The sequence below is a fragment of the Mesorhizobium humile genome (genome assembly GCF_033977215.1).
Taxonomy (GTDB): domain Bacteria; phylum Pseudomonadota; class Alphaproteobacteria; order Rhizobiales; family Rhizobiaceae; genus Mesorhizobium; species Mesorhizobium humile.
In genome coordinates this window covers 368,751-388,992 of record NZ_JAVIIV010000002.1, presented here as the reverse complement: position 1 = coordinate 388,992, position 20,242 = coordinate 368,751, and the positions used below count along the sequence as shown (strand labels likewise).

Sequence of the window (20,242 nt, the reverse complement as noted above, 5' to 3'; positions counted from 1 at the left end):
ACGGCCACCTCGGCCGCAGCCTCATAAAATGCCGATTAAATTCTTGACTCGAATAGTCATGTTTACTAGTCAGTGCATTACCGGACTAAATGAGTCAACATTTAAGACGCCGGACGTGATCAAAAATGCGAGCGAGCCACCGGCCAGCCAGCCACGAGCCTGAAAATCTGGAGTTGGGGCATGGGGTTGGTGACTTGGCGACGGACGGGCCTGGCGGGCGATAGCGCGGGCCCGGGCTTCCGATCGTTGGCGCGCGCAGTGGCGATATTGATGGCCGGTTCGGCGGCGATCGCGCTTGGCGCACCCGCGGCCAAAGCGCAGCAGGCCGCGCAGCCGGCGGCCGAGCAGCAGGCCGATCAAAAGAAGAAGGCGGATGAAAAGGCCGCTGCCGAAGGAACCCTTCTCGACAAGATCCTCGTCATCAGCCGCACCGGCGAAACGGCGATTCAGTCGCTGGCTTCCGCTAGCCATGTCGACCAGGAGCAGCTCGACCGCCGCATGGCGACGACGCCCAACGAGATGCTGCTCGGCGTGCCCGGCGTCGCCGTGCAGGCCGACGCGCGCCGCGTCTCTTCCAGCATAAACATTCGCGGCCTCCAGGATTTCGGCCGCGTCGCGGTCATCGTCGACGGCGCCCGGCAGGATTTCCAGCGCTCGGACCACGGCACGCAATCGACCTTCTATGTCGATCCCGAGCTGATCAAGTCGGTCGACGTGATCCGCGGCCCGACCGCCAACACCTACGGTTCCGGCGCCATCGGCGGCGTCGTCTTCTTCGACACCAAGGACGCGGCCGATTTCCTGAAGCCGGAAGAGACCTGGGCCGGCTCGCTGACCGGGCGCTATGAAAGCAACGGCAAGGGCTGGACCACCAGCGCCACCGGTGCCTACAAGATCAACGAGAGCTGGGACGTTCTCGGCAACATCGTCTACCGCGACTACGGCGACTACAAGAACGGCGGCGGCGACACCGTCGCCGGCACTGGCTTCGACGTGCTGAGCGGCCTGCTCAAGACCTCCATACGCCCGACCGAAAACAGTGAGTTGAAGCTCGGTTGGGTCGGCTCCAGCGACAGCTGGACGGAAACCAGCGGCGGCGTGCCGGCCAACGACGTCGATCTGAAGTCGAACACCTTCACCGCCCGCTATAACATCACCGATGATGCCAGGAGCTGGCTCGACCTCCACATCAACGCCTCCTACAACAAGACCAACCTCGACCTGACGACGCTTACCGCACAGAACCGCTTCGATCCCACCACCGGCCTGCCGGTGGTGCTGCCGGTGGGCTCAACCTCCACCTTCGATGTCGGCACGACCGGCATCGACATCTGGAACACCTCGCGTTTCGAGACGGCGAGCGTCGCCCACGAATTGACCTATGGCGGCGACTGGGTCGGCGACGATGTCGAGACCGGCGGCACGGCCGGCGGCGACAGCTTCTACACGCCGTCGGGCAAGCGCAAGGTCTCCGGCGCCTACATCCAGGACAAGCTGACCTGGGAATGGCTCGAGGTCATTGGCGGCCTGCGCTACGACAATTACAGCCTGAAGGACGACACGAACGAGACCTCCGGCGACCGGGTGTCGCCGCGCATCACCATCGGCGTTTCGCCCTTCGAAAGCGCCGGCCTGGCCGGCCTGCAGTTCTACGGCACCTATGCGGAAGGCTATCGCTCGCCCTCGCTGACCGAGACGCTGATCAGCGGCAACCATCCGGCCGGCGTCAGCTTCCCGTTCCTGCCCAACCCGAACCTTAAGCCCGAGACCGGCAAGACTGTCGAGTTCGGCGTCAACTACAAGCAGAACGACGTCATCGAGGGCGGCGACGCGCTGCGGCTCAAGGCTGCCTACTTCAACAACAATGTCGACGACTATATCGACCGCGTGACGCTCTCGCCCTTCGACCCGACCAGCGGCTGCCCGTTTGGCCCGGGCATTCCGATCTGCCTCCAGTACCAGAACTTCGCCAAGGCCAAGATCAACGGCTTCGAGCTGGAAAGCGTCTACGACGCCGGCTGGGGCTATGCTGGCCTGTCGGCCTCGATCATCAGTGGCCATACCATCTCGTATGAGGGCGAGCGCGCGGACCTTGCCACCATCCCCTCCTCGCAGGTGACGGCCCAGCTCGGCTTGCGCTTCCTCGAGGACAAGCTGACCGTCGGCGGCGAGGTGCAGTACAACGGCAAGCCCAGGGGCAATCCGGTGGCTAAGGACTTCACACTGGTCAACGCCTTCGCCAGCTACCAGGCGACGGACAATCTCAAGCTCGACTTCCGCGCCGACAATCTGTTCGACGTCAAATACACCAACCCGCTCAACGGAAGCACGACCGCCGTACTCTACGAACCCGGCATCACGCTGAAGCTCGCGGCAACCATGCGCTTTGGAGGCTGAGATAGACATGAAACGCTTGACGGCATCCTTTCGTCTGCTGACCTCGACGTTCGCGATGTCGCTTGCGATGGTGCCGGCGTGGGCCCAGTCCGCGCCGGCCCTCAGTCTCGAGCTCAACGCCGCGCAGCCCTCCGACAAGGGTTGCCGGCTGACGTTCGTCGTGAACAACGCGCTCGGCGCGGATCTCTCCAAGGCGGCTTTCGAGATCGCGCTGTTCAACGAGGCCGGCGTCGTCGACCGCCTCACGGCGCTCGATTTCAAGGACCTGCCGGCCGGCAAGACCAAGGTCACGCGCTTCGACCTCGCCGGCGTCGACTGCGGCAAGCTCAGCCGCGTGCTGATCAACAGCGCGACCGAATGCTCCGGCACCGGCGTCGAGCCGGCGGCCTGCATGCGCGGCCTGAAGACTTCGACCAAGACAGCCATCGCTTTCGGCGTCTAGAGGATGGGATTGCATCCAGCCTTCCCGCGAGACGCAATGGCGTGGCTTGCCCCCGGTCCGCCGCCATGGCCGGCAACCGATCTTGATTTGACAAGTCCCTATCGCGCGCGGCAGGTCTCGCCGCCAGATATGCAGGACATCAATCACACACCCGACGCGGACAGCGGACTGTCGGCTATGCCGACCGAGTCACTGCAGCCGCGGCAGCCGGCCGGTCGGCGCAAATGGCCGCTGGCCATCGTCGCTTCCGGCCTGCTTCATGGTGCCGCGGCCGCCGCGTTCCTGCTCGCGCCTGCCGGCACATTCGACTCCCTGGACGCCATCCAGGCCGAGGGCAGCGACCAGTCCGGCGCCGACGCCCAGGGCAGCGCCCTGAATGATGCGGCATCCGGCGCGGTGGATGTGACCTTGGTGCCGGATCCGCAGCCAGTGAAACGTCAGGCTGTCCAGCCCACGCCGCCTGCCGAAGCGCCCCAACCGGCCAACCAACCGGTGACGCCTCAACCACCCGCTGAAGCGGCCGACGAGGCCGCCTCCACGCCGCATATTCTGACGACCACCACTGCACGCCCAGACGATCAGAGTGTGCCCACGGGCAGCGAACCGGCGCCTGCAATCGAGCCGCAAAACGCCGAGGCGTCGCCTGCCGAGCCCGAACAGCCACCGGCCCCGGCCGCAGCGCCGAGCACACCAGCCGGATCGGCGGGGTCAGGCAAACCCGTTGAAACGCGCGGCACGGAAACAGCAGACGGCGATACGCGCGATGCGCCGGTGGTCGCCAGCAAGGGCAAGATAAAGGCCGCCGCCGGCACGGCCCTGGAATCCCGCTACAGCGGTGAAATCCAGAAGAGGCTTGCCCGCGCCAACCGCCGTGTTTCGAAATCGGTCCAGGCGCAAGCTCGCAACAACGCCAGGGTGGTTTTCGTCGTCGCGGCCGACGGCAGCATCAGCGACTTGCAGCTCGCCGAAAGTTCTGGGTCCGCCGAGCTCGATCAATTCGCTTTGACGCTGGTGCGCAAGCAGGCGCCGTTTCCACCCATTCCACCCGAGACCGGAAGGTCAAGCTGGGTGTTCAAGGCGCGGATCGGCCCTTTTTAAAACCGCGCGTCCTAGGAATTCGTCCATTTCGAAAGGAAGCCAATGTACATCGCCATGAACCGCTTCAAGGTCCAGAACGGCTCGGAAGAAGCCTTCGAGGACGTCTGGAAGAACCGCGATTCCAGCCTTTCCGAAATGCAGGGTTTCAGGGAGTTCCACCTGCTGCGCGGTCCGGTCAATGAAACCGAGGGCTATACGCTGTTTGCCTCGCATACCGTCTGGGCAAGCCAGGAGGATTTCGTCGCCTGGACGAAATCGGAAAACTTCCGCGCCGCCCATCGCAACGCCGGCGGCTCGAAGGTTCACTATCTCGGCCATCCGCAGTTCGAAGGCTTTTCGGTCGTCGAAGGTGCCTGAAACGCGCCGCCGTCAACTCGTCTCGATCTGACTATGCTGCGGCAAGCAAGCTGGCGTTGCCTCCCGCCGCCGTCGTGTCGACGCAGACCGCGCGCTCATGCGCATAAGCGGCCGGGTTGAGCACTTCGCTGACCAGCGGCACGATCGGCCCGCTGCGTTCGGCAATCACCTTGCGCACGATGCGCGCCGCCTCCGGCGTGCCGGAGAAAGCGACGACGTCGACCCGCAGCGAGCGTGCCTCGACCGGATCGGGACGACCGTCGATGGCCGCCAGCGGCAAGCCCTTGCCGGTCAGCGCCGACAGCGCCGCCGGCGCGCCCGGCGCCACCGCAAGCACGGCGTTGCCGGCCGCGAGTGCCTGGATCGTCTGGGAAAGCAGCGTCTCGGCATCCGGGCCGAGGCAGAGCACCCGGCCGCGTGGCGATAGCGACAGCGTGTTGGCCTCGCCGGTCGGTCCTGGAAGGTCGACCTGGCCGAAATCGAGGCTTGCGGCAGCGGCGATCGCCGCCGCGCCCTTGCCGCGCAGATGCTTCCTCAGGATCGCCACGCGGTCCGGCCGCGTCGACCAGCCGCCGAGCGTCGGATCGGGCAGATTGTCCGCAAGCTCGGTCGCCGTCACCTTGTGGCCCTCGCCAAGTTCGGTGCCGGCCTCGGGCCCCTTGCGGAAGCGGCGCAGGTAATGCGGTCCACCCGCCTTCGGCCCGGTGCCCGACAGCCCCTCGCCGCCGAAAGGCTGCGAGCCGACCACGGCGCCGATCTGGTTGCGGTTGACATAGATGTTGCCGGCATGGATGCCGTCGACGAAATGCTGGACGCGGCCCTCGATGCGGGTGTGCAGGCCGAAGGTCAGGCCGTAGCCCTTGCGGTTGATGGCGGCGATCACCTGGTCGATCTCGTCGGCATCGAAGGTCGCGACATGCAACACCGGGCCGAACACCTCGCGCTCCATCTCCTCGATGCCTTTGACGCGGAAGACATGCGGCGCGACGAAGCGGCCGGTTGCAGGCGCTTCGAGCTTGGCTATCAGCCGGCCTTCCAGTCCCTTCTTCTTGCAATAATCGCTGATCGAAGCTTGCGCCTCGTCGTCGATGACCGGGCCGACATCGGTCGAGATGGCCCAGGGATTGCCGATGTTGAGCGCTTCCATCGCGCCCTTCAGCATCTCCAGCATCTTCTTCTCGACGTCCTTCTGCACATAGAGCACGCGCAGCGCCGAGCAGCGCTGGCCGGCGCTCTGGAAGGCCGACGCGAGAATGTCGCGCACCGCCTGTTCCGGCAGTGCGGTGGAATCGACGATCATCGCATTCAAGCCGCCCGTCTCGGCGATCAGCATGGCATCGGGCGCGGCGGTTTCCGCCAGTTGCTTTTCGATCAGCTTGGCGACCTCGGTCGAGCCGGTAAAGCAGACACCGGCAATGCGCGGATCGGCGGTGAGCGGCGCGCCGACGGACGGGCCGTCGCCCGGCAGAAGCTGGATGACGTCCTCCGGCACGCCGGCCTCGCGCAGCATTTCGACGGCGCGGAAGGCGATCAGCGGCGTCTGCTCGGCCGGCTTGGCGATGACCGAATTGCCGGTGACCAAAGCCGCCGCGATCTGGCCGGTGAAGATCGCCAGCGGGAAATTCCACGGCGAGATGCAGACGATCGCACCGCGCGCTTGCGTGCCCGCTTCGGCATTCGCCGCCTCGGCCGCGTAGTAGCGCAGGAAGTCGACCGCCTCGCGCACTTCGGCCACGCCATCGGCGAGCGACTTGCCAGCCTCGCGGGTCGCGAGAGCGAAAAACTCGGCGGCGTTGGCCTCGTAGAGGTCGGCGGCGCGGTTGAGGATCGCGGCGCGCTCGGCAACCGGGCGCTTCGCCCAGGCGGGTTGCGCGTCGACGGCGATGCGCACGGCGGTCGCCACCTGCTTGGCCGCGGCCTCATGCACGGTGCCGACGATCTCGTCGGGCTGGGCCGGATTGACGACCTGCCGCTGCTTGCCGTAGCCGGCGGCGCGCGTGACCGGCTTGGCGTGCCAGCGGTCTGCTCCGGCGAATTCCGCCCTCGCCTTGTCGATGGCCGCCAGCGTCACGGTATCGGTGATGTCGAAGCCTTTCGAGTTGCGGCGTCCGGCGCCGAAGATCGCGGCGGGCCGGGCGATCGCCGGATTGGCGGCGGGCCCCTGCGTCTCGACGGCCTCGAGCGGATCGCGCGCGATCTCCTCCGGCTCGACCTCCTCGTCGGTCAACTGGTGCACGAAGGAGGAGTTGGCGCCGTTTTCCAGCAGGCGCCGCACCAGATAGGCAAGCAGGTCGGAATGCGCGCCGACCGGCGCGTAGATGCGGCAGCGCGTGCCCTCGGCCTGCCGCACCGTCTCGTGCAGTGCCTCGCCCATGCCGTGCAGGCGCTGGAACTCGAAGCTGTCGCGATCCTTCGCCATCGACAGGATCGCGGCAACCGTGTGCGCGTTATGCGTGGCGAACTGCGGATAGATGCGATCGGTCATCGACAGCAGTTTCTTCGCGCAGGCCATGTACGAAACGTCGGTGTTGACCTTGCGGGTGAAGACCGGATAGCCGGTGAGGCCGAGCGTCTGCGCCCGCTTGATCTCGGTGTCCCAATAGGCGCCCTTCACCAGCCGCACCATGATCCGGCGGTCATATTTTTTCGCCAGCGCATAGAGCCAGTCGATGGCGAAGGCCGCGCGTGGCCCATAAGCCTGGACGACGACGCCGAAACCGTCCCAGCCGGCAAGTTCCGGCTCGGCCAGCACACGTTCGATGACGTCGAGCGACAGGTCGAGCCTGTCGGCCTCCTCGGCATCGATGTTGAGGCCCATGCGCGAATGCCGGGCGGCAAGCGCCAGCGACAGGAGGCGTTCGGCCATCACCGGCAGCATCGTCTCGCGCTGCGCCACCTCGTAGCGTGGATGCAGCGCCGAGAGCTTGACCGAAATGCCGTGATTGTAGCGGATGTCGGGGCCGTTCGATCCAGAATCGAGTGACGAGATCGCATCCGCATAGGCGCGGTGGTAGCGGAGCGCGTCGGCCTCGGTGCGGGCCGCCTCGCCCAGCATGTCGAAGGAATAGAGGTAGCCCTTCTGCGTCATCGGCCGGCCGCGTTTGACGGCCTCGGCGATGGTGCGTCCGAGCACGAACTGCTCGCCCATCTCGCGCATCGCCGCGGCGACCGCCTTGCGGATCACCGGCTCGCCCAGCCTGCGCACCATGGCGCGCAGCGTGCCCTCGATGCCGCCCTCGCCTTCGTCGAGCACGCGGCCGGTCAGCATCAGCGCCCAGGTCGAAGCGTTGACGAAGATCGAGCTTGAGCCGCCCGAATGCGCCGACCAGTCATGCGGCGCGATCTTGTCGGCGATGAGATCGTCCATCGTCTCGGTGTCGGGCACGCGCAGCAGCGCTTCGGCCAGGCACATCAGCGCCACGCCTTCCTTGGTCGACAGGCCGTAGGCCGAGAGGAAGACCTCCATCAGCCTGGGATCGGTCGAGCCGCGCACCGCGCGAACCAATTCGGCGGCGCGGGCCGAGATCGCCTTGCGCTCCTCGGCCGAAAGCCCCGCCGTCGCCGACAGGCGTTTCACCGCCTCGTCTTCGTCGGGCAAATAATTGGCGCGGATCTGCTGGCGGATGGCGTCGAGCGGCATGTCGGGTCCATGAAAACGAGCGTGAGCGAACGGTCTGGCGGTCGCCGGACCGAATGGCGCAAGCTAGCACAGCTGCAAATTTCAGTCGGTCCAAAGAAATCGACAAGACAGTCCATTCAGACTATCATAGGGCAGTGTTTCAAATCGAATTGACTGCTATATCGGTGATCGAAGACCAATTGGACCGCATCGACCGTAATATCCTGGTCGCCCTTGGGCGCGACGGCCGGCTGTCGATGTCTGAACTCGCGAGCAAGGTCGGCCTGTCGAAGACGCCGGTGCAGGCGCGCGTGAAGCGGCTGGAGAAGGACGGCTATATAAGAGGCTACCGCGCCGTCATCGACCGCGAGCGCATGGGCGAAGGCCATGTCGCCTTCGTCCAGGTGAAGTTGTCCGACACGCGCTCGGCAGCGCTCGATGCCTTCAACCGCGCGGTGCAAGCCGTGCCGGAGATCGAGCAATGCCACATGATGGCGTCGAGCTTCGACTATCTGTTGAAGGTCCGCACCACCGACATCGCCGCCTATCGCCGGGTGCTCGGCGAGCGCATCTCGGCCCTGCCCCATGTCGCCCAGACCTCGACCTTCGTGGCGATGGAGACGGTGAAGGACAGGTAGCCCTCAATGACCAGCACGCGACTTCGGCTTCCCGGACTCGAAGCTAATACGGAGTTTTGATCCGGTCGCCTTTGCGAAACGCTGCAAGGTTCTGGTTGAAGGCATATTCCGACCGCTTTCCAGTCGGGCGATTACGGCTTGCGTCGTTCCCATGGCTGCCGCAACCTCTTCCTGCGTCATATCGGCTTCACCACGGGCTTTGATCAAAGCCTCAGCGATAGCGAACTCTTCCTCCAAAGCTTCGTATTCAGCAACGAATTGCGGATCTTTGAACCATTCCTTTGCCGCGTCTTCAACGGGAATTGTTTTCCGGCTCATTGAACCTCCTTTGCTCGCTTCAGAGCCAGTTCGATCTCGCCTCTTGGCGTCTTCTGTGTCTTCTTGATGAAAACCCGCACGATAACGACACGACGCTCAGTCGCGGTCACATAGACCGCACGGGCAATGCCGTCGCGGCCTTTCATTCGCATTTCCCAAAGTTTGCCTTCCAGGTGCTTCACATAGGGCTCGTGCACCTTCTGCAAGCCGTGAGCCTCGATAAGCCGTGATATCCGCAGAAAGCTTGCAAGAATGTCTTTCGGCTGAGCCTCAAGCTCCCGCCGCACTTCGGCATTGAGAAATTCGACGACCCAGCCCGTCGAAATAAATATATCTTTTTTGCAATGTATTTCAACAAGGATCGATGACAGAATTCATTCCGACAGCGTTTTCAGGAACGCCACCAGCGCCGCACGCTCGCGCTCGGACAAATCGAGCGGATGCACTTCGGAGACTCCCTCGACGGCAAGCGGCGCCTTCGAATAATGCGCCACCACCTCGTCGAGCGTCGCGAACTGCCCGGCATGCATATAGGGCGGCCGATCCGCCGCGCCCCTGAGCGACGGCGTCTTGTAGGCCCGCATGATCTGCGGACCGTCCTTGACCATGAAGCGCAGCTCGCGGCAGGCGCCCTCGTCGCCGTCGCGGAATTTGCCGAGGCAGTTGAACGGGTCGGCCTCGACCTGCGCCACGGCGTCGACCCGGCCCCGATCCAGCGGCAGCCCGTCGACCGGCGGCACGCCATTGTTGTGGAAGGAATTGTCGGTGAAGCGCGGCCCGTTGTGACAGCTCACGCAGTTGGCCTTGCCGATGAACAGCTTCAGCCCAAGGATCTCTTCCGGCGAGAACGCCGCGTCCTCTTCCGGTTTGGCGCCTGTCGCCAGATCGATGGCAAAGCGGTCGAAGCGCGTTTGCGCGGGCTCGATTGAGCGCTCGAAGGCGGCGATCGCTTTGCCGATATTGGCATAGACGCGGTTGACGTCGTCTTGCTGGCCGGCGGGCATGGCATTCCATGCCGCCCTCTCGGCGTCGCTGTCGAGCGGGCTGGCATTGGCCGGCACGGTGGAAAGGTCCGGCAGCGGCCCGAAGATGCGCTCATAGCGCTCGCCGAACCGCTTCTTGATGTAATGCGCGAAAGCGGCCCGGTTGCCGGCCTGCTCCAGCGGGTTCTCGAGCGGCGTCAGCGCCTGCGCCCAGAGGCTGTCGCGCCTTCCGTCCCAGAAGAACCAGGGATTGCGGGCCACGCCCGCCAGCGGCATGGTGCGCCGGTTGGTGCGGCCGACGCCGACCGCCTGCGGCAGGTCGTCCTGGAACTGGCGGTCGATCTTGTGGCAGGTCGAGCAGGACACCGTGCCGTCGCGGCTCATGCCGGCATCGAAGAACAGCGTCGAGCCGAGTGCGGCGGCCGCCGGCACATCAGCATACTGGTTCGTGGTATCGGGTTTTAAGGATGGCAGCGTGTTCAGCGCCAGCGACGCAATGGCCTTCTTCTCGGCGTCGCTGAACCGCGGCTCGCCGCAGCCGCCCAGTAGAGCGAGAACGGCCAGGGCGAAGAGGCTTACAACGCTGATCAGACGCTTCATCGTCCGCTCACAACACGACGTTGAAGACGACGGAATCGGAGCCGGCCGCCGCCGAGATGGCAAAGCGCAATTGCCACCAGCCGCTCATCGTGAATTTTATGCCGTCGATACGGTAGCGCCCGTCGCCCAGGTAATCGGTCGCCTGCGGGCTGGTCGGCAGGCCGTGATCGTGCTGCGGCATGCCGCCGGAGACGGTGATGGCCGCCCCCTCCACCGGCGCGCCGGCGGCGGTCTTCAGCGTCAGCAGCCAGGATTGCAGCTCGCCCTGCCGGACCACGCCGTGCTCCGGCTCGAAGCTCGCGACGAAAAGACCATTTGCCGTCTTCTTGGAGCGTGAAATGTCCGGGCCGGAGGCGGATTGCGGCAGCGTCAGATAGACCGCGGCCACGATGCCTGCCAGCAGAGCGGCCAGGCCGAGGCCCGCAAGAATGTAACGCCATATCGATGCCAAACCCGTTCCTCTTCGGCTGCTAACGTCGCGGGCCGCTTGTCGCGTCCCGCCCTGCCTGTGGGAAATCGCTTCTGGCGCAAAATTCGCCGCCAGCCAAGCATGGCGCTGCGGGCTGCAAAAAGCTACAGCAACAAGATCTTAGGAAGGGATACGTCCGCATGGCCAAGGGTATCGCGTCGATCGGCGAATGCATGCTGGAACTGTCGGGCCAGAGCGGCCCGAACTGGCGCATGGGTTTTGCCGGCGACACCTTCAACACGCTCTGGGCATTGCACGCCTTGAGCCCGGATCGGCCCGCGACCTACGTGTCGGCCTTCGGCGACGACCCCTTCTCGCGCGACCAGATCGCCTTCCTTGCCGCGAACGGCATCGGCGTGGGCAACAGTCCGGTCATTGCCGGCGCACGCCCTGGCCTTTACGCCATAACGCTCACCGGGGCCGAGCGCGCCTTCACCTATTGGCGAAACGACGCTGCCGCGCGCCAGCTCGCTTCGGATTCGGCCGCGCTGGCAAAAAGCCTTGAAAACCAGGCGCTTGTCTATTTTTCCGGAATCACCCTGGCAATTCTGGATGCACCGGCGCGCAAAACCCTGCTTTCGGCCGTGGCCACTGCTCGCAAGGCCGGCTCGCTCGTCGCCTTCGACCCGAACTACCGGCCGCGTCTGTGGCCGAGCCGCGAGGCGGCCCAGGCCGCGATCCTGGAGGCACTTGCGGTGACGGACATCGCGTTGCCGACTTTTCCGGACGAGCAGATGCTGTTCGGCGACGAGACCCCGCAGGCGACCGCGGAACGCCTTGGCAAGCTGATCGGCGAGGTCGTGGTCAAGAATGGCGAGCAGCCGGCCCTGGTTGGGCTGAACAGCGCTTCACAAATGGTTGACGCGGTGCATGTGGCCGCCCCCGTCGACACCACGGGCGCCGGCGATTCCTTCAACGGCGGCTATCTCGCCGCGCGAATTACCGGTCATGCGCCCGCCGACGCGGCGCGTCGTGCCCACAAAGTCGCCGCCGCGGTCGTGCAGGTTCGCGGCGCGTTGGCGCCGTTCGAGACATTGCGAACCGCGTTCGACAGTTAAGCGTTATCGAAGCTTCAGGCAGATTCACTTCAATAGGGAAGAACTTTAAGGCAACCGGAACCGATATTCCGTGACCTGATGATAGATCTGCCCGGGCCACAGCGTCGCCTGCGGGAAATAAGGCCGGTTCGGCGCGTCCGGCCAGGTCTGCGCCTCGAGGCAGAGGCCTGAAAACGCCTTGTAGTGGCGACCGTCGAGCCCCGGCGATGTCGGCGCGACGAACTGACCGCTATAAAGCTGCAGTCCCGGTTCGGTGGTCCACACTTCCATCTCGACGCCGGAATTGGCGCCTTGCACCCACGCCGCCTGGTGCAGCGGCCCGCGGCTGGAAGCCAGGCAGTAATTCAGGTCGTAGCGAAGCTGCTCGCCTTCCATTTCCATGCGCAGCGCCCGCGCCTGCCGGAAATCGAAAGGCGTGCCGTCGACCGGCTTCACAACGCCGGTCGGAATCATCTCGTCGTCGACGGGCGTGTAGGCGCCGGCGTTGAGCATCAGTCGGTGGTCGAGGATGTCGCCGGCCCCGCCATCGTCGAGATTGAAATAGGAGTGCTGCGCGAGGTTGCAGAGCGTCGGCTCCTCGCAGGTCGCGGTCAGTTCCATGCTGAGCGTGCCGGGGATCTTCAGCCGGTAGGTGCAGGTGACGTCGAGCGCGCCGGGGAATCCCATGGTCCCGTCCGGGTCGTGCAGCGTCAGCGTCACGAAATCGCGGCCGTGCAGCGAGACGGTCCATGGCCGGTGGAAAAAGCCTTCCGAGCCGCCATGCAGCGTGTGCTTGCCGAGAAAATTCTGCTCGGTCTGATAGCGGTTGCCGGCGATGGTGAAACGGCCGCCGCCGATGCGGTTGGCAAAGCGGCCCACGACCGCTCCAAAGAAGGCGCGGTCGGTCTCGTAGGGTTCGAAACGGTCGTAGCCCAGCACCAGCGGCGCGTCATGGCCACTGAGCCGGAGATCCTGGACGATGGCGCCGAGGCCGATGATGTTGGCGGTGAGGCCCCCGCCGCGGATGGCGAAGCGGCGCACGGCCTCGCCCGCCTGCGTCGTGCCGAAGACCTCGCCGTCTTTCATCGCCATGCCCGAAATGTCATTTCCGATCCGTGGATTTAGGCCGGCCGCGTATCATCCGGCAAGGGCAGGCTAAAGCAATTCCAGGAAAAGTGTAACGCGGTTTTCCGTACGGAATTGCGTCAAAACAAAGAGATAGAGCAGTTCACCGTTTCCGTGAAACGATGAACCACTCTAGCGCCTGCCCTGTCCCGGGGATCGATATCAGAGACCGAGGCCACCGATGCAGACATATTTGGTGTCGAGATAGTCCTCGATGCCCTGATGTCCGCCTTCCTTTCCGAGGCCCGATTCCTTGACGCCGCCGAAGGGCGCCTCGGGCGTGGTGATCAGGCCTTCATTGACGCCGACCATGCCGTATTTCAGCCCTTCCATGACGCGGAAGGCGCGGCCGAGATCGCCGGTGTAGAAATAGCAGGCAAGGCCGAACTCGGTGTCGTTGGCCAAAGCCACGGCCTCTTCCTCGGTCTCGAACTTGAACACCGGCGCCACCGGCCCAAAGATTTCTTCCTTCATGAAGCGCATCTTCGGCGACGCGTCGGCGATCACGGTCGGCTGGAAGAACGAGCCGCCCAGCGCATGGCGCTTGCCGCCGGCGACGACCTTGCCGCCCTTGGAGGTAGCGTCCGCGATCAGTTCCTCGACCTTCTCGACCGCCTTCTCGTCGATCAGCGGACCCTGCTGCACGCCTTCCTCCAGGCCCGAGCCGACCTTGAGATTGTTGCTGGCGGCGGCCAGCTTCTCGACGAACTTGTCATAGACGCCGGCCTGCACCAAGAAGCGATTGGTGCACACGCAGGTCTGGCCGGAGTTACGGTACTTGGCGGTGATCGCGCCGGTCACGGCACGGTCGATGTCGGCGTCGTCGAAGACGATGAACGGCGCATTGCCGCCGAGTTCCATCGACACTTTCTTGACCGTCACCGAGGACTTCTGAATGAGGAGTTTGCCGACCTCGGTCGAGCCGGTGAAGGTGATCTTCGACACCAACGGGTTGGCGCAAATCTCGTCGCCGATCTCGGCGGCCGAGCCGGTCAGGATATTGACGACGCCCTTGGGGAAGCCGACTTCCTCGGCGAGCGCGCCCCAGGCAAGACCGGAATAGGGCGTCTGCGTCGCCGGCTTGACCACCGCCGTGCACCCGGCCGCCAGCGCCGGACCGAGCTTGCGGGCCAGCATCGAGGACGGGAAATTCCACGGCGTGATGGCGGCGATGACGCCCACCGGCTCCTTGGTCACCAGGATGCGGCGGTCAGCCCATGGCGACGGCACGACATCGCCATAGGTGCGGCGGCCCTCTTCGGCGAACCAGAGGATGTAAGCAGCGGCCGAGCCGATCTCGCCCTTGGATTCGAACAGGGACTTGCCCTGCTCGATGGTCAAGAGTTCGGCCAGCACGTCCTGATTGTCCATCATCGCGTCATGCAGCTTGCGCAGAAGTTTGGAGCGCTCGAGCGCCGTCGTCTTGCGCCAGCTCTTGAACGCTTCGTTTGCCGCCGCGATGGCGCGGCGGGTCTCGGCCTTGCCGGCCTTCGGCACGGTGCCGATCTTGAGGCCCGTCGCCGGATTGTTGACGTCGATGGTCTGGCCGCTGTCGGCCTGCACCCATTCGCCATTGATGAGATTGGCCTGGCGCATGAAATGGCTGGTTTTCTGAAGCATGGTCTGGCCTCCGTTCGGCGCGCTGATCGGGCCGTTTTTCTGGATATCCGTTGAGGCGTGCTTAAGAGCCGCACGCCGGCGCATTGCTCTTACCTAGGGAAAGGCGGGCAAGCAATCACAAGATGGCATATAGGGGTTGGGCCAGCAAAGGCGAGCGAGTTCGGCGGCTCTATCCGAAGACGTGGATGACCACCGTCAGCCAGAACGACGTGGTCACCACCGCGCTGGCGGTGGCAAGGGTCATCTGGTTCGAAGCCAGCGCCTGGCCGGTGTTGAACTGAACGGCGATCAGGTAGGAGTTGATACCCGAAGGCAGTGCTGCAGCCACCACAGCGACCTTGGCCGTCAGCGGCGGCAGGCCGAGCAGCCAGACGAACACCAGCACCAGCGCTGGCATCAGGAACAGTTTCAGGCCCGACAGCGCCAGCGCCGGCCGGATATTGCCGGAGATGCCGAAGCGGCGCAGGCTGAGCCCCATGGCGAACAGCGCCACCGGGCCGGCTGTGTCGGCGAGCGTGTCGACCAGCCGTTCGACAAGGTCGGGCAGAGGCGCGCCGGTGAGGCGCCAGGCAAGCCCCGCCAGGATGCCGATGATCAGCGGATTGATGAACAGCCGCCTGAGGAAGCTTTTGATGACACGCAGCGGATGGACCGTCTCGCCGCTGCCGCGCCCGAACATCTCGAACAGCACGATCGAGGCCATCATCATGATTGGCAGGTGGACCGAGACCAGCAGCGACAGGACCTCGAAGCCGCTCGCGCCGAAGATGCCGAGGATGAAGGGCGCGCCGAGCAGCACGACGTTGGAATAGGCCGATGACACGCCGCCGACGATGCCCGCGCGCGCATCTCGCCCGAACAGCCGGGTCATCACCAGATGGCCCGCGGCCCATGTGATCGCCGCGGCCGCGAAATAAGCGCCCCACAGCGACCAAGGCGTGACGCCGTGGAAGTCCGATTTGACCATGGTCTGGAACAGCAGCAGCGGCATCGCCACGTTGACCGCGAACTCGGAAATGCCCTCCCCGCTCGCCGGCTTCAGATAACCGGTGAGCCCGGCCAGATAGCCGAGCGCCACGAGGCTGAAGACGAAGAGGACGGTTTCGGTGAGCGGAGTCATTTTCTGGGCGGAGACATTTTTCCCGTGATAGGCGAGCCCTGACCGCCATGCAATTGGCGCCATGCGCCGCTCCCCCGTAGCCGCTGCTTGTTTTCCGGCCGGCTTTGCGGTCCCTATATGCCAATCACGGCCTTGGCCCCTCCGGGCCGCCGAAGGACTTCCGATGCTGCGAATTGTTCTGGCGCTTTTTCTCCTAGCTGTTCCGAGCCTTGCCCATGCGACCGACGCCGGCTGGGCGCTGCTGCGCGACGGCGGCCATATCGTGCTGCTTCGCCATGCCTTCGTCACCGGAGCTGCCGACCCGGCCAATTTCGACGTCGGCAATTGCGCCACGCAGCTCAATTTGTCTGAGCGCGGCAAGCAGCAGGCAAGCCGTATCGGCGCGCTGTTTGCGGCACGCGCGGCGCCGATCGATCACGTGCTCTCCAGCCGCTACTGCCGCTGCCTCGACACGGCCCGCATCGCGTTCGAATCCGAGCCGCAGCCCTTCGCGCCGCTTGACCTGCTTAAGACCGATCCAGAAGAGAAGGCCGCGCAAATGGAAGCGGTCATGAAGGAGATCCGCGGCTATTCCGGCTCCGACAATCTGGTGCTGGTCACGCATCTGGAAAACATCCAGGCGCTCACCGGCATAGCGCCGCGCGAGGGCGAGGCCGTGGTGGTGGCGCCGGAAGGCGACGGCCTCAAGGTGCTGGGACGCGTCACATTCTAAGGGCGCCGGCCCGCGCGGCTCACTACTGTAGCCGAAATGCCACACCCGGAAGAAGCCGCAAATGCGCCGCGACAATGCCGCTTGCGACAACCCGTCGCAGGGTCTATAGGCGCGCTCCCGGTCACGAAAACCGAAGCGAGCACAACGGTTGGAGCTTTTGTCTCCGCCCGTGCAGGCGGCTTTGCCGCTCTGTATACGGCGCCGTTTCGGGTGTTGGGATTGCGGGTGTAGCTCACGGAGAGCGCCGGATTTGGGTCCGGAGGCAGGGTTCGACTCCCACACCCACGACATGGATAGCTCAGTTTGGTTAGAGCGTCAGACTCATAATCTGATTGTCGAAGGTTCGATTCCTTCTCCAACGGCCTGTTAAGCCGACACCCTTCCAAGGTGTTATCCAAAACGGTCCGGGGGCCGGAATGCTGAAGACTTGACGGACGGCTGAAGCCTTCGGGCCGAGGCCGTATCGAACGGTCCGAGGCCGTCGGCTCGCGGCCAGGCCCGCGGTGACGATCAAGGCGCGGTGTCGTCGGCAAGGGAGGCTTGGCCTCCGGCGCCCGCTTCACCGCCCCGCGATCCGCTCCCGAAGGCCCGCTTCGCGCGGATGCCACCGGTCCCCGGATCATTCATGCCGGGACATGAAGTACGAAACGACGTGAAACGAGAAAAGAAAAGGACGATCGACGCATGACGTGACGCCTCGCATGGGGCCATGCCCGACAGGAGTAAGACAATGACGACTATTCTCGACAAGGTTCTTGGACGCGAGCGCGTCCTCGTAAAGGAAAACGAACGTGCCCTCACCCTCTACAAGGGTGAGATCAAGGCTGTCCTGATGCCGGGTGAGCACGCGCTCGCCAACCGGCGCGGGAGCCTCGAGGTCTCCAGGCACGATCTGAAGAATCCGGAATTCGTTTCGGCATACGAGAAGGCGTTGTTCGACAAGCTCCCGGACGTGGCCGCGCGGCACTTCACGGTCGTTCGCACCGGGCGCACGGAGGTCGCCGTCATCGAGCGTGACGGGAGCCTCCACGCCGTGCTGGCGCCGGACCGCAAGCTCGTGCTGTGGACGGATGCCGGTCCGTGGAAGGTGACGACGATCGACACTTCGGCCGATCTCGCCATCGATCCGGCGGTCATGCGCCGGCTTGGCCAGGCCAGGAAGGCGGAGCTGATGTCCGTCCATCCAGTCGTGGACGGTCAGACCGGGCTGCTCTTCGTCGACGGTGTGCTTGTGCGCACCCTGACGGCGGGCGTGCATGGCTTTTGGAGCGTCGGACGCATGGTGCAGATCAAGGTCGTCGACCTCAAGCGCCAGTCGCTCGACGTCGCCGGGCAGGAAGTGCTGACCAGGGATCGCGTGACGATCCGCGTCAACATCGCCGCCGAGTACCAGGTCGTTGATCCGGTCAAGGCGGTGGCGACGGTGAAGGACTTCTCCGAAGCCCTCTACCGCGCCCTGCAGTACGCCTTCCGCAAGACGCTCGGCGCGCTCACGCTGGACCAGATCCTTGAAAAGAAGGTGACGGTCGACGAGGACGCCGCGGCCAAGGTGCGCGAGGACATGGCCGCGATCGGCCTGGAGGTCAGCGATATCGCCCTCAAGGATGTGATCCTGCCGGGCGATATGCGCGAGATCCTCAACCAGGTGGTTTCGGCCGAAAAGCAGGCTGAGGCCAACGTCATCCGGCGCCGGGAAGAGACGAACGCCACGCGTTCGCTGCTCAACACGGCCAAGGTGATGGCCGAGAACCCGGTGATGCTGCGGCTGAAGGAGCTCGAGGCTCTCGAGGCCATCGCCGGCAAGGTCGAGCGGCTCACCGTCCACAACGGGACGGGCGGGCTGCTCAACGACCTGGTTAAGCTCCGCGACTGATGCATGTCGCCCAAAAGTGGTTCCGGTTTTGGGACAATGGCATGCATTGGAATAAAAGCCGACGCAGCGCAAAATGGAAGGGCCGCCGGGTCGACCGGCGGCCCTTCTTGCGTTTGCCCGGCCCCCTACCCATCTGCGGCCGGCGCATCAGGCCTTTTCCTGCCGGGAAAAACCGATTAGACAGCGCCCAAAGCAAGATGCGGACAGATTCCGCCCGCAACCGAAGGAAGAGCCCTTGTCCACCACGTTCGAGAAAGTCGCCAAGATCATTGCCGATACCAGCGAGATCGATATCGACACCATCACGCCCGAGAGCCACACCATTGACGACCTCGGCATCGACAGCCTCGATTTCCTCGACATCGTCTTTGCCATCGACAAGGAATTCGGCATCAAGGTGCCGCTCGAGAAGTGGACGCAGGAAGTCAACGACGGCAAGGCTTCGACCGACGATTACTTCGTCATGAAGAACCTGTGCGCCAAGATCGACGCGCTGGTCGCGGCCAAGGCGGCCTGAGACTGTTCGAGCGCTGCCTTGACGCGCCCTGTCTGCTGACCCACAACAGCCGCCCATGAGTTCCCACGACGTCGTCATCACCGGTATCGGCCTTGTCTCTTCACTGGGAGAAGGTCCCGACGCGCATTGGCAGAAGCTCACGCAGCCCGGCTTCCAGCCGGTGCTCGAGGCTGAGCGCTTTGCGCCTTACACCATCCATCCCCTGCCCGAGATCGACTGGAACCTGCAGATCGCCAAGCGCGGCGACCAGCGCCAGATGGAAACCTGGCAGCGCCTCGGCACCTATGTCGCCGGCCTGGCGCTGGATGACGCCGGCATCAAGGGCGATGATGAGCTTTGCACGACCATGGACATGGTGGTGGCGGCCGGCGGCGGCGAGCGCGACGAAGCCGTCGATGCCGCGATCCTCGCGGCCTCCGAGAGCCGCAACGACCGCGACGTGCTGCTCAACGAGAAGCTGACCACGGAACTGCGGCCGACGCTGTTCCTTGCCCAGCTCTCCAACCTGCTCGCCGGCAACATCTCGATCGTCCACAAGGTCACCGGTTCGTCGCGCACCTTCATGGGCGAGGAGGGCGCCGGCGTATCGGCCGTCGAGACGGCGGCCGCGCGCATCCGCTCGGGACAATCGACCCATGTTCTGGTCGGCGGTGCCTTCCAGACCGAGCATTCCGACATGCTGCTCGGCTATGAGCTCGCCGGTTACCTGCATCGCGGCCCATGGAAGCCGGTCTGGCAACGCCAGGGCGCAGAAGGCGGCGGTGTGGTGACGGGCTCGGGCGGCGCTTTCCTGGTGCTGGAGCAGCGCGAGCACGCGAAAAACCGGGGCCGCAAGATCTACGCCGAGCTTGGCCCCGTAGTCTCCGGCCGTGCAAGGCGCCGGCGCGGCGAACTGAATGCCGAAATCGCGGCGCTGCTGAAAAAGGCCGCCCTTCCGGACGGCGATCTGCTGACGATTTCCGCCGCCTCCGGCGCCCACGCCGCTACGGCGGCCGAGAAGGCCGTGCTCGACGCCAACCCGGCTTTGGCCGTGCGTGCTTTCTCGACGCTGACCGGCCACATGAAGGAGGCTCAATTCCCCTTTGCGGTTGCGCTCGCGGCAATGGCCGTCGACCGCAAGGCCGGCTACCCTGTCTTCGATGCCACAGTGGAGCGCCCATTCCAAGGCGCCCCCAATTCCGTCCTTGCAACCGCGATCGGCTATCACCAATTCGAGGGCCTTGGGCTGGTGAAAGCCGCCTAGATCGGTTTTTCCGCAATTCCGGGCGGAAAGCCGCTACACACTTTCCTGGAATTGCTCGATAACGAGGCAGACAA

General features: G+C 64.7%; 18 protein-coding genes and 1 tRNA gene. 11 read left to right on the top strand and 8 right to left on the bottom strand.

All coding sequences use genetic code 11. The features are described from left to right. Positions 1-180 precede the first annotated feature (180 nt). The 4 genes from RFM52_RS04750 to hmuQ are packed head-to-tail and all read left to right on the top strand — an operon-like array spanning position 181 to position 4,294. A complete protein-coding gene (locus RFM52_RS04750; RefSeq protein WP_430699244.1) occupies positions 181-2,397 on the top strand; it encodes a TonB-dependent hemoglobin/transferrin/lactoferrin family receptor in 2,217 nt (738 codons plus the stop codon). Between the two features lie 7 nt (positions 2,398-2,404). Next, positions 2,405-2,839 (top strand): hypothetical protein, encoded by a 435-nt coding sequence (locus tag RFM52_RS04745; protein WP_320295369.1) that lies wholly within the window; start codon positions 2,405-2,407, stop codon positions 2,837-2,839. Between the two features lie 36 nt (positions 2,840-2,875). Then, positions 2,876-3,937: an energy transducer TonB family protein gene (locus tag RFM52_RS04740; protein ID WP_320295368.1), complete on the top strand. Its 1,062-nt coding sequence runs from the start codon at positions 2,876-2,878 to the stop codon at positions 3,935-3,937. Between the two features lie 42 nt (positions 3,938-3,979). Beyond that, on the top strand, positions 3,980-4,294 hold the full coding sequence (hmuQ, locus tag RFM52_RS04735; RefSeq protein WP_140647668.1) for a heme-degrading protein HmuQ: 315 nt from the start codon (positions 3,980-3,982) through the stop codon (positions 4,292-4,294). Positions 4,295-4,325: 31 nt separating this feature from the next. Here the strand turns inward: hmuQ and putA are convergent, their stop codons facing one another. Then, entirely contained in the window at positions 4,326-7,934 is a 3,609-nt protein-coding gene (gene putA / locus RFM52_RS04730) for a bifunctional proline dehydrogenase/L-glutamate gamma-semialdehyde dehydrogenase PutA (RefSeq protein ID WP_320295367.1), read from the bottom strand. Between the two features lie 164 nt (positions 7,935-8,098). On the opposite strand from putA, the gene RFM52_RS04725 reads away from it, so the two are divergent. After that, a complete protein-coding gene (locus RFM52_RS04725; protein ID WP_320295366.1) occupies positions 8,099-8,551 on the top strand; it encodes an Lrp/AsnC family transcriptional regulator in 453 nt (150 codons plus the stop codon). A 3-nt stretch (positions 8,552-8,554) separates the two neighbouring features. On the opposite strand, the gene RFM52_RS04720 is transcribed toward RFM52_RS04725, so the two are convergent. From RFM52_RS04720 to RFM52_RS04705, 4 genes are all read right to left on the bottom strand, one after another. Further along, positions 8,555-8,869 carry a helix-turn-helix domain-containing protein gene (locus tag RFM52_RS04720; protein WP_320295365.1) on the bottom strand — a complete coding sequence of 105 codons (315 nt, stop codon included), beginning with the start codon at positions 8,867-8,869 and terminating at the stop codon, positions 8,555-8,557. Beyond that, positions 8,866-9,156, bottom strand: coding sequence for a type II toxin-antitoxin system RelE/ParE family toxin (locus RFM52_RS04715; protein ID WP_320295364.1), 291 nt, complete (start codon positions 9,154-9,156; stop codon positions 8,866-8,868). The genes RFM52_RS04720 and RFM52_RS04715 overlap by 4 nt, the downstream gene beginning before the upstream one ends. Before the next feature lie 87 nt (positions 9,157-9,243). Continuing rightward, positions 9,244-10,452, bottom strand: a complete 1,209-nt coding sequence (locus RFM52_RS04710) for a cytochrome-c peroxidase (protein ID WP_320295363.1) — start codon at positions 10,450-10,452, stop codon at positions 9,244-9,246. Between the two features lie 7 nt (positions 10,453-10,459). Next, positions 10,460-10,903 carry a FixH family protein gene (locus RFM52_RS04705; RefSeq protein ID WP_320295362.1) on the bottom strand — a complete coding sequence of 148 codons (444 nt, stop codon included), beginning with the start codon at positions 10,901-10,903 and terminating at the stop codon, positions 10,460-10,462. A gap of 158 nt (positions 10,904-11,061) precedes the next feature. Here RFM52_RS04705 and RFM52_RS04700 point away from each other — a divergent pair, with 158 nt between their 5' ends. Next, positions 11,062-11,979 (top strand): sugar kinase, encoded by a 918-nt coding sequence (locus tag RFM52_RS04700; RefSeq protein WP_320295361.1) that lies wholly within the window; start codon positions 11,062-11,064, stop codon positions 11,977-11,979. Between the two features lie 45 nt (positions 11,980-12,024). Here RFM52_RS04700 and RFM52_RS04695 read toward each other — a convergent pair whose 3' ends face one another. The 3 genes from RFM52_RS04695 to RFM52_RS04685 form a co-directional block, all read right to left on the bottom strand. Further along, complete coding sequence (locus RFM52_RS04695) at positions 12,025-13,050, bottom strand: aldose epimerase family protein (protein WP_320295360.1); 1,026 nt, start codon at positions 13,048-13,050, stop codon at positions 12,025-12,027. Positions 13,051-13,245: 195 nt separating this feature from the next. Continuing rightward, positions 13,246-14,703 carry an NAD-dependent succinate-semialdehyde dehydrogenase gene (locus RFM52_RS04690; RefSeq protein ID WP_320295359.1) on the bottom strand — a complete coding sequence of 486 codons (1,458 nt, stop codon included), beginning with the start codon at positions 14,701-14,703 and terminating at the stop codon, positions 13,246-13,248. A gap of 169 nt (positions 14,704-14,872) precedes the next feature. After that, positions 14,873-15,823, bottom strand: a complete 951-nt coding sequence (locus RFM52_RS04685) for an AEC family transporter (protein WP_320295561.1) — start codon at positions 15,821-15,823, stop codon at positions 14,873-14,875. A gap of 163 nt (positions 15,824-15,986) precedes the next feature. Between RFM52_RS04685 and RFM52_RS04680 the strand changes: the two genes are divergently transcribed. The 5 genes from RFM52_RS04680 to RFM52_RS04660 all read left to right on the top strand — a co-directional run bounded on the left by RFM52_RS04680 (position 15,987) and on the right by RFM52_RS04660 (position 20,168). Further along, entirely contained in the window at positions 15,987-16,535 is a 549-nt protein-coding gene (locus tag RFM52_RS04680; RefSeq protein ID WP_320295358.1) for a histidine phosphatase family protein, read from the top strand. 290 nt (positions 16,536-16,825) lie between these two features. Continuing rightward, positions 16,826-16,894: transfer RNA gene (locus RFM52_RS04675), tRNA-Ile, on the top strand. A 371-nt stretch (positions 16,895-17,265) separates the two neighbouring features. Further along, a complete protein-coding gene (locus RFM52_RS04670; protein WP_320295357.1) occupies positions 17,266-18,408 on the top strand; it encodes a slipin family protein in 1,143 nt (380 codons plus the stop codon). Between the two features lie 235 nt (positions 18,409-18,643). After that, a complete protein-coding gene (locus RFM52_RS04665; protein WP_027167184.1) occupies positions 18,644-18,925 on the top strand; it encodes an acyl carrier protein in 282 nt (93 codons plus the stop codon). Positions 18,926-18,980: 55 nt separating this feature from the next. Beyond that, on the top strand, positions 18,981-20,168 hold the full coding sequence (locus tag RFM52_RS04660; RefSeq protein WP_320295356.1) for a beta-ketoacyl-ACP synthase: 1,188 nt from the start codon (positions 18,981-18,983) through the stop codon (positions 20,166-20,168). The last annotated feature ends 74 nt before the right edge of the window (positions 20,169-20,242 follow it).